The following is a 14,264-nucleotide window of genomic DNA, read 5'->3' on the forward strand; positions in this document are numbered from 1 at the left end:
GTCGTGGGTCCTGCCGCGGCCCAACGCCGGGAGGCCCCGCGCCCTCAGTGTACGCCGGCCTCCGGAACGGTGCCGGAAGCTCAGGAGCGCCACATCGATCTGGCCGAGGCGGTGAGCGCGCGGATCCGGCGCGGCCGAATCGGCGGGCTCAGTCGGGAATCGCGAACCCGATCGACAGGCACAGGGCCGCGACGGCCGTCAGCGCCACGGCGGCCTGACGGACCTGATGCCAGCGCGCGCTGCGCGCGCGCTCCTCCGGGCTGGCGCCCAGCTGCAGCTCGTCGTCGAAGCCCCTCACGAAGGATTCGAAACTCGGAAAGGCACGCCGCGCGAGCCAAGTCCATACGCCGACAGCGACCAGGCCGACGGCCCAGCCGCCATAGGTCATCACATCGTCCAGCATCCGGACGCAGCCTTCCAGCCTACGCCCCCCTCATCCGCAACTCTACGGGAAGTTGCGGAAACTGCCTAGTCGGAAGAGGGGCTTCCGGCGCCGGTTCCGTGTTTCCGAACGTGTCTCGACCGGGCCGTCGGTCCGCGTCGCGGACAGGCCTCGATCAGGTCGCGGTCAGGTCTCGGTCCGGCCGAGGGCGTAGAGGGTGATGGCGGCGGCGTTCGAGACGTTGAGGCTGCGGATCGCCCCCGCGAAGGGGATCCGCGCCAGCAGGTCGCAGCAGCTCCGGGTGCGCTCGCGCAGCCCCTTGCCCTCGGCGCCCAGCACGATCACCAGCGGCCGGGCGACCGTCACGGCGTCGAGGCTTTCCGGCGCGTCGGAATCGAGGCCGACCCGGGTGAAGCCGCGTTCCCCCAGGGCGATCAGCGCCTCGGCGAGGTTCCGGACGGTCACGAACGGCACGTGCTCCAGGCCGCCGGAGGCGGATTTCGCCAGGACCCCGGTTGCGCCCGGGGCGTGGCGCGCCGTGGTGACGATCCCCGCCACCCCGAAGGCCGCGGCGGTGCGGACGATCGCCCCGACATTGTGCGGGTCGGTGATCTGGTCGAGCGCCAGCAGCAGCGCGTCGGCGGGCAGATCGTCGAGCCCCGGGGCGGGCAGGGGCTCGGCCTCGAGATACAGCCCCTGGTGGACGGCGTCCGGTCCGAGCAGGCGGCCGATCTCGCTCGGCCGGACCAGTTCCGGGGTGATCCGCAAGGCGCCGCCGAACTCCGCCTCCAGCCGCGCCGCCGCGTTCTCGGTGGCGAGCAGCCGCTGCAGGCCGCGCTGCGCATTGCCCAGGGCCTGAACCACGGGATGCCAGCCATAGAGCACGGCCGGCCCGTCGCCGTCCGCCTCCCGCTGGCGGCCCGCCGCGCCGGGACGGCTGCCGGGGCGGTTGCCGGGCCGCAGAGCCGGACGTCGGGGCCCGTGCGGGCGATTCGGGGCGGGGCGACCGCCGGACGGACGGCCGTCATCGCGGCGGTCCGTCATCGGGATTCGATCGGGAAGGGAGGCATCGGCACGCTCTTCATCTGAGGGCCCTCTGGGACGGCTCCGAGAAACCGGGCGGCATCGCCCGCGTCAAGCCGCCATCGCGGGGATCGCGACGGTCCCCGTGACGAAGCCGGCCGGCCCGCCGCCATCCAGGCTCTGCGGATCGTCAAGCGGTGACGGCGGCAATTCGAGGGAATGTGGAAAACCATCATACATTCCCTTCGTACCCTGTGCGCTTCCGGTGCGGTCAGGGTTCGTTCGTCAGAACGAACAGGCTCTCCGACACTAGGAAGATTATCTGGAAGAGTCTTTCAGAGAGTCAGTTCGGCAAGTTATATGCAGTCGGAAATTCCTCATTCCAGCCATGGGGTTGATGTGGTTTTGCGCATCCGACTCTGCGTGGGTGCGCATCGAACTCTGCGCGGCCGCGTATCGGATTCTGCGCCGGACCGGCGACGTGGCGTATCGGAATCTGCGTGGCGGCGTATCGGATTCGGCGGGGATTCCGGCCCGCGCCGGTGGATAACGGGGACGGAACGCGGGCGGGCGGGCGTATCGGACTCTGCGTGGGGTCGGGCGGCGGACGGACCCCGTATCGAACTCTGCGTCGCGCGGGGCCGGAGGGGGCCGCGGTCACCCGGCCCCGGTCATGCGCCTGCATTCGGGGGCGGGCCGGGAGCGGGGAAGCGTGGATTGCCGGGACAAGCCCGATCGAACCGGGTCCGCGGCGTCCGAATCGTGGCATGGCAGGATCGGGCCGTTCTTCCGTTCGCCGGACGAACGCGCCCCTGTGCCGCGGACCGAGGGGCGATGAGCATCGAGGAGAAGATCGCCGGGATCCACGACCCGGACCTGCAGGCCGAGATCGAGGCGGCGCGCGGCGGCTTCCTGTTCGCGCAGATCGTGGAGCACGTGCTCCACCGTCAGCGCGAGCGCGATGCCCAGGCCGCCCTCCTGGGTGAGGAGGAGAGCCGCCGGGCCGGCCTGTCGCGCGACCAGCGCCGCCGCGACGCGGTGCGCCTCGTGATCGAGAGCGAGCCGGCGCTCCCGTCGAGCCTCCAGCACATCCATTCGGTCCTGGCGCTGTGCGGCCTGCCCTACCGCGACCCCGGGCCGGTGCGCGAATTCTCCCGCAGCTACGGGCGCAACTCCCTCAGCCTGATCGCCGGCCGGATCAAGGATCCGGAGACGGGCGCCTTCGAGCCCCAGGGGCTGCCCTACGGCCCGAAGGCCCGGCTGGTCTTGCTGCACCTCTGCACCGAGGCCGTGCGCCAGCGCAGCCCCACCGTGAAGGTGGCCGAGACCCTGTCGGGCTTCATGCGCGAGATGGGCTTCGCGGTCACGGGGGGCGAGCGCGGCACCATCCGCCAGTTCAAGGAGCAGCTGAACCGGCTGGCCGCCTGCTCCATGCAGATCGGCCTCTGGGACGGGCGCGACAGCGCCACCACCCTCAACGTTCCGCCGTTCCGCAGCCTGGAACTGTGGCGCCCCCGCGCCGGCGAGGGGGCCGACGAGGCGGGGCGCACGGTGCGCTTCGACCCCGAATTCTACGAGACCCTGATCCGGCACGCCCTGCCGGTGGACGTGCGGGCGGCCCGGGCCTTCTCGGGCTCGGCGCGCAAGCTCGACCTGCTGTTCTGGACCGGCTACCGCCTGCGGTCGCTGCAGCGCCCGCTCCGCCTGACCTGGGCCAACCTCCACGCGCAGTTCGGCGCCGAGAACGCCTCGATTCGCAGCTTCCGGCAGGCGTTCAAGGCGGATCTCGCGCATCTGCGCGAGGTCTTCCCGCGGCTGCCGCTGGTCCTCGACGAGGGCGGCCTGACCCTGCATCCGGCCGATCCGAGCACGCTGCTCGTGCCGCCCAGGCCGGCCGCCAAGGGAATGCGGAAGCGGGCAAGGGAATAGGGCTCGCCGGAAGGAATATTCCGACTGTCGCTCAGGCGGGACGGAATATTCCGACTTTGAGCATTCCCACCGGTGCTGAGAACGGGTAGATGTTCCCTCAGGTCGGAGGGACCATCGCGTGGGCCTGTCGGAATCCGAGATCGAGGCGCGGCTCGCCGCGTTGCGGCGCCAGCGCGAGGCCCTCGACCGGCAGATCGCCGACCTCATGCTCTACCTCGAGCTCGGCCGCCGCCTGGGAGCCGCCGGATCCGGGGCGAGGGCGGCATCGGATCCGGTCCCCGAGACGGGGGCGCGCCTTCGCGGAGACCCCGCCGACGATCCGGCGCTGGGGGACCCGGGCGTGCCGGGGGATCGGTCCGGACCGGCGGCGGAGGATTCCGGCGCGCCGCGCGGACGACGGGGGGCGGAAGCCCGTCCGGAAGTGCGTCCGGAGGCGCGTCCCGTGGTCCGGACCGATGCCGCCGGCGCCCGCGGCGCCATCCCGCCGGCCATCGCCTTCACGGAGGATGCCGCCGGCGCCCGCCGCTACGGCCGGGCCGTGGTGGAGGCGGCCTGCGCGGCGATCGGGCGCGCGGGCCGGCCGCTGCACGCGGCCGAGATCCTGGAGGTGCTCGTCGGGCAGGGCTTCACCCTGCCCGGCCGGGATCCGGTGGCGGCCCTCAACACGCGGCTGTGGAAGCGGTCCGGGCCGGGCGGGCCCCTGAGCCGGGTCGGTGAGGCCACCTACGCCCTGGCGCCGCCGGATCCGGAACCCGCCCGAGGGGGCCCGGTCACGCAGACGTGACGCCCGGCCGGGTCGCCCGCGCCCGCATGTTCGGGCACGCCGGCCGGCGCGGCCGACCGCCTGCGGGTCAAGCCGGGCATCGGCAGCCTCAGCCGGGGAGGGCGTGCCATGGACACGGTCATGAACACCGTCATGGACCCGATCGGCCGGATCGACCGGCATCGGACGACCGGGACGCCGCGATGACGGCGGCCTTCGCGACGCCGGCCGCGCAGGTGTGCATCTTCCTTCTCGGCTGCGCGGTGATCCACGCCGCCCGCGCCCATGCGGATCTGATCACGCGGCCGCTCGCGGTCGCGGCCGTCGCAGCGGCCGTGCTGGTCCTCCTCGTCGCCTCCCTCGTCGCTTCTCGCGACCAAGCCCCGGAGGACGGCGAGACCTTCGACGCGGTCGCGGTCTACGGGGCCTCCTGAGCCGGCGGCCGGGTCCGGGGCAGAGCCCGGCACGGCCGGGCGGACCGCTCAATTGACGAGGCAGAAGCCGAGACCGGTGCCGACCCGCCGCTCCTGCGCACACCACGGCTTGGGCGTGGCGGACGGGGCCTTCAGGCTGGCGGTCGTCTGCGCGGCGTCGGCCGCGGTGCTGCGGAGCGCGAGGCTGCCGGGGGGCGTCGGGACCGGGTCGGGACGGGCCGCGTCCGGATCGGGAACGGATCCCAGGCGCAGTCCCGGTGCCACCCCGCCGTCCGGCATCGGGACGGGGGCGCTCGCCGCCACCGGCTGGGCGGGATCGGGCGGATGCAGCGTCGCAAGGCCGGGCATGTCCTGCGCCGCCGCGGCGCCGCACAGGACCAGGCATGCGGCCGAAGCCGCGAGGAACCTGATCATCGACGAAGCTCCTGACGAGTACCATTCCGCGGCCGATCCCGCGCAGCGGGCCTGCCGTAGCGGCGAGTCTGGCGGTCCGCCCGTTAAGGGGGCGCGAAGATTCAGGATTAACCGGTTGTGAAAACGATGGAATTCCGGGTTCCGACGAACCCGGGCGGCTCCCGGCCCGCGTCGGGACGGACCGGAAGGCGGCCCCGTCGACCGGTTGCCGCGACCGTCTGCCGCGACGCGGACAGGCCCGGGGGCGCCGTCCGCTCGGATCCGCGCGGAAACGTCGGGGCGCGTCGCAGGACCCACGGTCCCGCCTTCGGACCCCGCCCGGACCCCGCCCCGCCCCGCGTCCGCTTCGGGCCCGCGTCCGAACGGCCTGCTCCGACGCGCCCTGTGCCGAAGGGTCTGCCCCTTCGGCACAGGGCTTCCTAGTGGGCCGGGGCCGCCACCGCGGCGGCGAGCCGGTCGTGCGGGACTCCCGACCCGCCGACCACGGCGATCCGGCTGCCGGCGGCGCTGCGCCGGCTCGCCCAGTCGCCGATCATCTCCAGGCAGGTGTGGTCGATGGCCGCGAGGTTGTCGGTGGCGAGGCGGACCTCGCCGCCCTCGGGGGTACGCTCCAGGGCCGCCGTGAGGCTCGGAAGCTGCAGGAAGGTCGCCGCCCCCGACAGGCGCAGCTCCGGCACGCCGGGCACCTCCGGGGCCGCCGCGTGCTCGATCCGGAGCCGGCCCTTGCGCAGGCTCGGCAGGGCCTGGATGAGGCTCAGGGCGAGGCCCGTGAGCACGCCGGAGAGCAGGTCCACCGCCACCACGGTGGCCATCGTGGCCAGCCAGATCGCGGCGGTCAGCCAGCCGTAGCGGGCCTGCAGGTGCAGGGCGTGGGCCGGGCTCGCCAGTCGCCAGCCAGTGACCACCAGGATGCCGGCGAGGCTCGCGGTCGGCACCAGGGCGAGCAGCCAGGGCAGGGCGAGCAGGAAGGCCAGGATCCAGGTCCCGTGCATCACCGTGGCGGCCCGGCTCACCGCCCCCGCCTGGACGTTGGCCGAGGAGCGTACGATCACCCCGGTCATCGGCAGCGCGCCGAGGAGTCCGCAGATCAGGTTGCCGATGCCCTGGGCGCCGAGCTCCCGGTCGAAGCGGGTGCGGGGGCCGTCGTGCATCCGGTCGACAGCGGCCGCCGAGAGCAGGCTCTCGGCGCTGGCGATCACCGCGATGACCAGGGCCATGATCAGGATCTCGGCCTCGGCGAGGCGCGCCCAGGCCTCGGCCCCCGGCAGGGCGAGTCCGGAGAAGAGCGCCTCCGGCACCGCCACGCGCTTGACGGCGAAGCCACCGAGGCCGGCCGCCAGGCTGCCCGCCAGCACGCCGACGAGCGCCCCGGGCAGGAGCCGGAGCCGCGCCGGGCGCAGCCGCTCCCAGGCGATCATCGCCGCGATGGTGAACCCGCCGACGATCACGGCGCCGGTGCGGTCGCCCGTGCCGGTGACGAAGTCGAAGAACGCGGCCGGGATCGCCACGAGGTTGTCCAGGCCGCTCGCCCGGGGGAGGGCGTCGGTCAGGACGTGGATCTGGGCCAGGACGATCAGGATCCCGATGCCGGCCAGCATGCCGTGCACCACGGCCGGCGAGATCGCCCGGAACCAGCCGCCGATCCGCAGGGCGCCGGCGGCGAGCTGGACGAGGCCCGCCACCACCAGGACCGGGCCGAGGGCGTCGAGCCCGTGCGCCTGCACGAACCCGTACACGATCACCGCGAGCCCCGCGGCGGGCCCGCTGACCTGGAGCGGCGAGCCCGCGATGAGGCCGACCACGATGCCGCCGACGATGCCGGTGACGAGACCGCGTTCCGGCGGTACGCCGGACGCGATGGCGATGCCCATGCACAGGGGCAGCGCCACCAGGAAGACCACAACGGAGGCGGGCAGGTCCCGGGCGAGGTTCGTCCGGATGGCGCCGCCCGGGGCGAGGGCGGCGGTCAGGCTGCTGGGGATCCGCATGGGTCAGGCCGCCTGCAGGCGGCTGCCGGTGGAGGAATCCTGCGCCACGGGCATGTCGGCCCCGGCGATCGGCCGGAAGCGCCCGTTCGCGCCGTCATAGGCCAGGAGGGCGCCGGTCTCGATCTCGAAGAACCAGCCGTGCAGCCGCAGGGACCCCTTGGCGAGGGCGGCGGCGACGCTCGGATGGGTGCGCAGGTTGGCGAGCTGGACCACCACGTTCTCCAGGGCCAGGGCGTGGTGACGGGCCTGCGCGTCCATCCCCTCGGGATAGGCCTCGCAGACGATCCGCTCGGCGGCCTCGGCGTGGCGCAGCCAGGACGCGACGCTGGGCATCCGCTTGAGCAGATCCCGGTTCATCAGCCCCTTCATGGCGCCGCAATCGGAATGGCCGCAGACCACGATGTCGCGCACGCCCAGCGCCACCACGGCATACTCGATCGCCGAGGAGACGCCGCCGACCACGTCGGAGGCCGGGGGCACGATGTTGCCGGCGTTGCGGCAGACGAACAGGTCCCCCGGCCCCGCCTGGGTGATGTGCTCCGGCGAGACCCGGGAATCCGCGCAGGCGATGATCAGCGCGCTCGGCTGCTGACCGTCGCGCACGAGCTGCTGGTACATCTGCCGCTGTCCGGGAAAGACGTTGCCCTGGAAGCTGGCGATGCCCTGGATGATGTTGTTCATGAAGGGGTCTCTGACGCTGGGAGAACCGGGGGAGAAACCGGGGCGGGCACACCGCTCGGGCCGCACGACCCGTCCCGAGGGGGGCGGGTCGTGCGGCCCGAGCGTTTGGGTCGGGGTGAAGGTCCCCCGGCCAGGCCGGGGGGAGGAAGGCGAGCCGTCCCGGAGCCGGGCGGGCGGTCTCAGCGTCGGGCCCGGCGGGGCTCTACGGTTCCGGACGCCCAGTGGGGATCGACCGCGCGGCGGCGCGCCACCGTGGTGCCGGCCCTCTCGTGGAGCATCGGCGCTCCGAGGAGCTGACCGGTCCCGGCGCGCTGCGAGTGCAGGGAGCGCGGGTCGTGATGGGGATCGCTGACGTAGGAACTCATGTGGCCCCCGCCGGCGGCCTGGCGGCTCCCGCCGCCGCCTTCGCCGGCCTGCGCGGCCAGGGGCGCGCCGAGGAGTCCGGCCAGGAGGCCCAGGGCGAGGCCGACGGTGGTGCCGCGGATCGGGACGTGTCGTGACTGGGGCATGGCGTTTCCTCGCGCGTTCGTCTTGTGGCCGGGGACACCGAATCCCTGCCGGTCAGTCGAACCTAGTCAAACTCTTGCAAATCTCATGTGCGTCTCAGCACATCACATCAATGAAGACTTTAATCCATCACCAATGTACTACAGAGTGTGTTTGCGCACGTCTTTGTCTCGTCACGAAATCAGCGCCGGGATTAAAGCCGGATCTGGTTCCGATGCGCCGGATCGGGCTCTGTCGGACCGTGGGGCCGGACCGTGGGGCCGGGCTAAGGGGCCGGGCTAAGGGAATGCGCGGCCGCTGTCCCGACGCCGTGAGGCGGGGTCGATGTCGGGGTGGAACGGGAGGGAAAGCCGATCGGGCCGGAGCGGGATCAGGCCCGTCCGGCCTGCAGACGCGGCGTGGGCTGCGCGGCCGCGCGGCCGGGGGCGGGCAGGGGATTGGCCGCCCTGTAGACGACGCCCGCAGCCTCGTAGGTGAGGCTGGCGGTCCTGTTCCCGGCAAAGCCTCGCTCCAGCAGGCGGGTGCCGAATCCCTTCCGCGTCGGCGGGACGACCGGGGGGCCGCCGCACTCGCACCATGTCACCCGGAGGGTATCGGTGTCTGGGCCGGCCTCCACCGTCCAGACCAGCGCCGCGCGACCGCCCGGAACCGACAGGGCGCCATGCTTGACCGCGTTGGTGCACAATTCGTGCAGGATCATCGTGAGCGCCAGCGCGCCCTCGGGCGGCAGCCGCAGGTCGGGACCTTCCAGGCTGATGCGCGGCGGCAGCGCACCGGATGAGGTCTGGCTCGCCAGATCGCTGCCGGACCGAGCGCCCCCCGGGACTTCCGCGCCCAGGAAGGGCCGCATCGCCTGGGTCGCGACGCCGCGCAGGTCCGCGCTCGCCCAGCTCTCGCGGGTCAGGATGTCGTGGGCCCGCGACAGGGCGAGCAGCCGCGCCTCGAAGGCGTCGCGCCCGGCCGCGGCGTCCCCGCCGAGGTTCTTCAGGCTCTGGGCCGCCATCGCCTGCACGGTGGCGAGGGTATTCTTCACCCGATGGTTCAGTTCATCGATCAGCAGCCGGTGGGTGTCCGCGCGCCGGGCGAGCTCGTCCGCCGCCGCGCCCAGGGCGTCGGCGATCATCGCGCCTTCGCGCACGAAGGCGCGGGGCAGCGGCGGCGGCCGCTGGTCGCGGCCCAGCGTCTCGGCGGCCACCGCCAGGTCCAGCAGCGGGCGGGCGATCAGGCCGGCGAGCAGCCACGCGAGCAGTGCCGCCGCGAGCGCCACCACGCTGCCCGCCACCAGGATGTCCCCGCGCAGGGCCGCCACCGCGGTCAGGGCCCGGTCGGCCGTCTGCCGCACCACCACCTGCCAGCCGAGACCGGGATAGTCCCGGTGACCGGTCGTGGACGCGTGGGCGCTCAGATACGCCGCGGCGCCGTCGGGCCAGGGCCCGACCCGGCTCGTGCCCTGCGGATCGAGGGATCTGTCGCCGGTCAGGACCGCCCGGGGCAGGGCCGCGCCCTGCAGGGCGGGCGGACCGAGGAGCACGGTGCCGTCGCGGGACAGGATCAGGATCTCGGCCCCCTGGCGATGGCCCCGGAGCGCGCCTTCGAGGATGCGCGCCATGTCGCGCGCCCAGGTCCAGTCGAGATGGGCGGCCAGCACTCCGAGGACGCGGCCGTCCGGCGACCGGACCGGGGCCGCGACATCGACGAGGCGCAGCGGCTCCCGCGCCGCCCCGCGCGCACCGGTGTCGACCGGGGGCATCAGACTCTGGAGGAGCTTGGCCGGATGCACGTCCCCGACATAGGGCCCCTCGAGGCCGCCGCGGAAATAGTCCCGGCCGGAGACGTCCGCGCCCTCCAGGGCGCCCGTGCTGGTCGCGGATACGCGCCCGTCGGCGTCGACCAGCCCGATGATCGAATAGGCCGGGTAGGTCGCCTGGAGCCGCTCCATCACGGCGCGCTTGGCCGCCGTCGCGGTTCCGGGATCGCGCAGGCTGTCCGAGGCGGCGGCGATCTGGATGTCGCGCCAGCGCTCGAACATCCCGATATCGAGGTTCCGGGCCATCTGGCCGGCGATCTCGGCGAGCTGGCCGCCGACCTCCGCCTCGAGCCGTCGGGTCGCCTCCCGGCTCACAAGGGCGGCGAGCGCCAGGGTCGCCAGGAAGCCGAGGGTGCCGAAGCCCAAAGCCAGGACGACGCGCAGCCGCGGCGTGCCCCATCCGCGGCCGCGGCGGTCGGCCCGGTCCGCGGGATCGGCGCGGGCCGCCGCCGCAGGGGTTTCCGATCGCGCGACCGCTTGCATCCGATCTCCCTCGGATCCGGCCGGCTCCCGGAGGAGGGAGATCGCGCCCGCACCCCCGTCTCAGCACGCGCCGCGGGCCTCAGCAAGACGGGAGCGGTCTCCGGCGATGCGAAATTTCTATCGGGAGTTGTAAATACGCCCGGAATCGTCCCATTGCCCAGATCGTCAGCCCTCGAGGAGGGCATGGGCCGCCCGGACAAGGATCCCGCCCGGCCGGCGCAGGGCGTCGAGCACCGAGAAGTGCTCGGCATCGGGCACCGGCAGCAGGGCCCCCGGGGCGTGGGCCGCCGCCCGCAGGGCGTGGAGGTTGCGGGCGTCGTGGATCAGCGCCGGCAGTTCGCGCGAGCCGTAGGCGATGCAGAGCGGCTTCGCCACCGCCGGACGGCGCAGGGGGGACAGGGTCTCGACCTCCGCGTCGGTGAGGCTCAGCTTGGCGTCCAGCTCGGTCTGGCGGATCGGCGCGAGGTCGTAGACGCCGGAGATGGCCAGCCCCGCCGCCACCGCCGGATGGCCCAGATGCAATGCGGTGAGCAGCCCGCCGGCCGACCAGCCCGACAGGATCAGGGGGCCGCGGATCCCGTGCGCGGCCCCGTGGGCGGCGAGCCAGTCGAGGGCCGCGCCGATCTCCGCCACGATCCGGGTGAGGCTCGCCTCCGGCGCCAGGGTGTAGCCGACCATCGCCACCGACCAGCCGGCGGCGTTCGGGCCCTGCGCGAAGCAGGCGAACAGCTCCCGCGCGCCGCGCTGCCAGTAGCCGCCATGGATGAAGACCAGGCAGGGCGCCGCCCCGTCCCGGGCCGGGTAGAGGTCGAGGGCGTTGCGGGGGCCCGGGCCGTAGGGCACGTCGAGGCCCGCCGGATGCGCGGCCCGGTAGGCGGCCGAGGCGGCATTCCGGGCGGCCACCTGGGCGGCGCTGTCGGCCACCGCGCGGGTGTTGTCGTAGCAGGCGTCCCGCGCCTCCTGCGCGAGGGCGTTCCAGCGGCGGCGCGGATCCGCGGGGGTCGGATCGTCCAGGCGGAACTCCAGCACCATCGCGTCCGTCTCAGGCCTTCGGTCGCCCGCACCATGGCAGGCGGTCGGGCCCGGGTCGAGGCGGATCAGAAGCCGGGCCAGGCCCCCGGGAGGGTGCCGCCGTAGCCCCAGCCCGTGAAGGGCGGGGCCGCGACCCGCTCGCGCGTCGCCGGAGCGAAGGCCGGGACGAGCGGCCGCTGCCAGACCCGCCAGTCCGGCCGGTCCCGCGCCGCCCTTCGGGCGAGGGTCCGGTCGATGTCGGACGCGACGCGATGGCGCGGCGTCCCGGCCTGTGGCCGGGCCTCGGCCGGGGCGGCCAGCAGCAGGGCCGCCGGCAACAGGGTCGCGAGGATCGGGGCGGCGCGGATCGGAGCGGGACGGCGACGCATGGTTCGGGCTCCCAGGGGCGGTCTCCGGCGGCCTCCCCCGAGAGCGACGCTCGGGTGCCGCACCGGTTCCCGGGACCGGTCGGGCGGTCCGGGCGTTGCCCGGGATCCCCGAAGCGCCGAAAACCCCGTAGGAATCCGGGCGCCCCATCCGGGCCGATTCGCGCGCGGTTGCAGGACGCCATCCATGACAGAGCCCGCACAGACCGTCCTGCCGCCCTCCGGCCCGCCCGATCCGGTGGCGCTGCTTGGGACGCTCGTCGCCTTCGACACGGTGAGCGACCGCTCGAACCTGCCGCTGATCGACTGGGCCGAGGCCTATTGCCGGGGTCACGGCGCCGCGGTGGAGCGGGTGCCGGATCCGACCGGCCGGAAGGCGGCGCTGCTGGTCAGCGTCGGGCCGTTCGAGACCCGCCCCGGCTACGTGCTCTCCGGCCACAGCGACGTGGTGCCGGCCGAGGGCCAGCCCTGGTCGTCGGACCCGTTCGTCCTGCGGGAGGCGGGGGGGCGGCTCTACGGGCGCGGCACCTCCGACATGAAGGGGTTCCTCGCGGTCTGCCTCGCGCTCCTGCCCGAAATGGTCGCGGCGGATCTCGCCACCCCGATCCACCTCGCGATCTCGTACGACGAGGAGGTGGGGTGCCTCGGCGTGCGCCCGCTGATCGCCCGGATGCTCGAGCGCGTGCCGCGGCCGCTCGGCTGTTTCGTGGGCGAGCCCACCGGGATGGATGTGGTGGTCGGCCACAAGGGCAAGTCGGCCGCCCGCCTCACCTTCCGGGGCAGGGCCAGCCACTCGGCCCTGGCGCCCCAGGGTGTCAACGCGGTGGAATACGCCGCCCGCTTCATCGAGCATGTCCGCCTGTCCGCGGAGGCCATCGCCCGGGACGGGGCCCGCGACCCGCTCTACGACGTGCCCCACACCACCGGCCTGTCGAGCGTGGTCCGGGGCGGCACGGCGCTCAACATCGTGCCCGACACCTGCAGCGTCGCGTTCGAGTACCGGGCGATCGGCGCGGACGATGCCGCGGCGCTGGCGGCCGCGGCGATCGGGTACGCCACCGGGACGCTGGCGCCGCTGATGCGGGCCGGCGATCCGGCCTGCGGCGTCGATGTCGTGCCGCTGATCGATTATCCGGGCCTCGACACCGATCCGGAGGCCGAGATCGTGACCCTGGCCAAGCGCCTCGCGGGCCGCAACGGCCACGCCAAGGTTTCGTACGGCACGGAGGGTGGGCTGTTCGAGCGGCTCGGCGGCGTGCCCGCCGTGGTGATCGGACCGGGCTCCATCGCCCGGGCCCACCGGGCCGACGAGTACGTCACCCGGGACGAACTTGAGGCGTGCGCGGGCTTCGTGCGGCGGCTGATCCGCACCTGCACGACCGGCTCCGCGTCCTCGTCCCGAGGGGCGCTCCCAGTCTGAACCAACATCCGCGCCGGTCGAGCGCGCTTCCGGCCCGCAGGGCGTCCGCCGCGCGGCGCGACCTCACCAGGGGATGCGGCCGAAGCGGTCGACCAGCCGCCGGGACTCGGCTTCGCTCTCGGCTCTCGACGTCCCGCCCTGGCCGACATCCGAGCTTCCGGAGCCGGGATGCACCAGGCGGCACACCAGCGGCAGGACGAAGTTGTGGCGCGCGAGGTGTATGTTGGGGCCGCCGAGCCGAAGCACGTCGGCGTGCCACGGGCGGATCTGAACGGCGTTCTCGAGAGTGCCGGGCGCCGTCGCCTCGACGAGGTGGGCGCGGCGCAGGCCGGTCTCGGCTGAGGCGTCCGAGTCTGCGTTGCCGGGATGCCGCCCGTGATCGAAGACGCGCTGCGCACCGCCGGGGCCGGTCCGCACGGGGCGCTTCGGGGGCCAGGATCTGCACGCGGCCGGCGGGGCCGCGCGAAACCTTTGCGCCGCTCGCGGCTTGGATCAGCGCCTTGGATCGGCGGCCCGAACCGGGCCGGATCGGGAGACCGTTCAGCGCATGGCCAGCCTCAGCGTCGCAATCGCGTTCAGCGTCCGCCTGCTCCTCGTGCTGCTGTTCCTGCCGTTCAGCGCCCTCGACAAGATCCTGAACTTCCGGGGCGCGGTCGGGCAGGCGCGGGAGGCCGTGCATGCCACGGCGCCCGCAACGGTGCTGATCCTGATCGGGCTCGGCGTCGAGATCGGGATGTCGCTCTGCATCCTGACCGGGGTCGCCGACCGGGCCGCCGCCTTCGTGCTCGCCGGCTATTGCGGGGTGACGGCGCTGCTGTGGAAGCAGTTCTGGGTGCCGGGGGATTTCTGGGCGGGGGGCAAGGGCCGCGCGCTGTTCTGGGATTTTTTGAAGAACTTCGCCCTGGCGGGCGGCTTCCTGCTCATCACCTTCGGCACGGGCGCCGGGACGGTCCAGGACTTCCTCGCCGATCCCCTCGGCTCGACCCATCCCTACGCGATCGCGGACCGGGTCCGGCCGTAGCGGGGCCCGGCGCGG

General features: G+C 73.8%; 15 protein-coding genes. 5 read left to right on the top strand and 10 right to left on the bottom strand.

The annotated features are described in order from the left end of the window. Positions 1–148 precede the first annotated feature (148 nt). The gene (locus PQI07_RS23875) at positions 149–403 is read right to left on the bottom strand and encodes a hypothetical protein (protein ID WP_043385904.1); all 255 of its coding nucleotides are present in this window, start codon (positions 401–403) and stop codon (positions 149–151) included. Positions 404–568: 165 nt separating this feature from the next. Then, on the bottom strand, positions 569–1,426 hold the full coding sequence (locus tag PQI07_RS23880) for a TrmH family RNA methyltransferase (RefSeq protein WP_043385906.1): 858 nt from the start codon (positions 1,424–1,426) through the stop codon (positions 569–571). An 813-nt stretch (positions 1,427–2,239) separates the two neighbouring features. Here PQI07_RS23880 and PQI07_RS23885 point away from each other — a divergent pair. The 3 genes from PQI07_RS23885 to PQI07_RS23895 all read left to right on the top strand — a co-directional run bounded on the left by PQI07_RS23885 (position 2,240) and on the right by PQI07_RS23895 (position 4,531). After that, positions 2,240–3,334, top strand: a complete 1,095-nt coding sequence (locus PQI07_RS23885; RefSeq protein ID WP_043385909.1) for a replication protein RepA — start codon at positions 2,240–2,242, stop codon at positions 3,332–3,334. 118 nt (positions 3,335–3,452) lie between these two features. After that, a complete protein-coding gene (locus PQI07_RS23890; RefSeq protein ID WP_043385913.1) occupies positions 3,453–4,118 on the top strand; it encodes a hypothetical protein in 666 nt (221 codons plus the stop codon). A gap of 182 nt (positions 4,119–4,300) precedes the next feature. Further along, the gene (locus PQI07_RS23895; protein WP_043351523.1) at positions 4,301–4,531 is read left to right on the top strand and encodes a hypothetical protein; all 231 of its coding nucleotides are present in this window, start codon (positions 4,301–4,303) and stop codon (positions 4,529–4,531) included. A gap of 48 nt (positions 4,532–4,579) precedes the next feature. Here PQI07_RS23895 and PQI07_RS23900 read toward each other — a convergent pair whose 3' ends face one another. From PQI07_RS23900 to PQI07_RS23930, 7 genes are all read right to left on the bottom strand, one after another. Further along, positions 4,580–4,945 carry a hypothetical protein gene (locus PQI07_RS23900; RefSeq protein ID WP_043385916.1) on the bottom strand — a complete coding sequence of 122 codons (366 nt, stop codon included), beginning with the start codon at positions 4,943–4,945 and terminating at the stop codon, positions 4,580–4,582. 419 nt (positions 4,946–5,364) lie between these two features. Then, on the bottom strand, positions 5,365–6,933 hold the full coding sequence (locus tag PQI07_RS23905; protein WP_274927553.1) for a SulP family inorganic anion transporter: 1,569 nt from the start codon (positions 6,931–6,933) through the stop codon (positions 5,365–5,367). A 3-nt stretch (positions 6,934–6,936) separates the two neighbouring features. Next, a complete protein-coding gene (locus tag PQI07_RS23910; RefSeq protein ID WP_043385918.1) occupies positions 6,937–7,614 on the bottom strand; it encodes a carbonic anhydrase in 678 nt (225 codons plus the stop codon). Between the two features lie 179 nt (positions 7,615–7,793). Then, positions 7,794–8,123, bottom strand: a complete 330-nt coding sequence (locus tag PQI07_RS23915) for a hypothetical protein (RefSeq protein ID WP_051044734.1) — start codon at positions 8,121–8,123, stop codon at positions 7,794–7,796. Positions 8,124–8,491: 368 nt separating this feature from the next. Continuing rightward, positions 8,492–10,411 (bottom strand): sensor histidine kinase, encoded by a 1,920-nt coding sequence (locus PQI07_RS23920; RefSeq protein WP_182593241.1) that lies wholly within the window; start codon positions 10,409–10,411, stop codon positions 8,492–8,494. A 165-nt stretch (positions 10,412–10,576) separates the two neighbouring features. Continuing rightward, a complete protein-coding gene (locus tag PQI07_RS23925) occupies positions 10,577–11,443 on the bottom strand; it encodes an alpha/beta hydrolase (RefSeq protein ID WP_043385924.1) in 867 nt (288 codons plus the stop codon). A gap of 65 nt (positions 11,444–11,508) precedes the next feature. Further along, positions 11,509–11,811 carry a hypothetical protein gene (locus PQI07_RS23930; RefSeq protein ID WP_053610475.1) on the bottom strand — a complete coding sequence of 101 codons (303 nt, stop codon included), beginning with the start codon at positions 11,809–11,811 and terminating at the stop codon, positions 11,509–11,511. Positions 11,812–11,995: 184 nt separating this feature from the next. Between PQI07_RS23930 and argE the strand changes: the two genes are divergently transcribed. After that, entirely contained in the window at positions 11,996–13,228 is a 1,233-nt protein-coding gene (gene argE, locus PQI07_RS23935; protein WP_274927554.1) for an acetylornithine deacetylase, read from the top strand. 63 nt (positions 13,229–13,291) lie between these two features. Here argE and PQI07_RS23940 read toward each other — a convergent pair whose 3' ends face one another. Beyond that, complete coding sequence (locus PQI07_RS23940) at positions 13,292–13,645, bottom strand: hypothetical protein (RefSeq protein ID WP_274927555.1); 354 nt, start codon at positions 13,643–13,645, stop codon at positions 13,292–13,294. A gap of 130 nt (positions 13,646–13,775) precedes the next feature. Here PQI07_RS23940 and PQI07_RS23945 point away from each other — a divergent pair, with 130 nt between their 5' ends. Then, positions 13,776–14,249 (top strand): DoxX family membrane protein, encoded by a 474-nt coding sequence (locus PQI07_RS23945; protein ID WP_274927556.1) that lies wholly within the window; start codon positions 13,776–13,778, stop codon positions 14,247–14,249. Positions 14,250–14,264: the final 15 nt, after the last annotated feature.

Origin of the sequence: Methylobacterium sp. 092160098-2, assembly GCF_028920805.1 — a bacterium.
GTDB lineage: Bacteria > Pseudomonadota > Alphaproteobacteria > Rhizobiales > Beijerinckiaceae > Methylobacterium > Methylobacterium fujisawaense.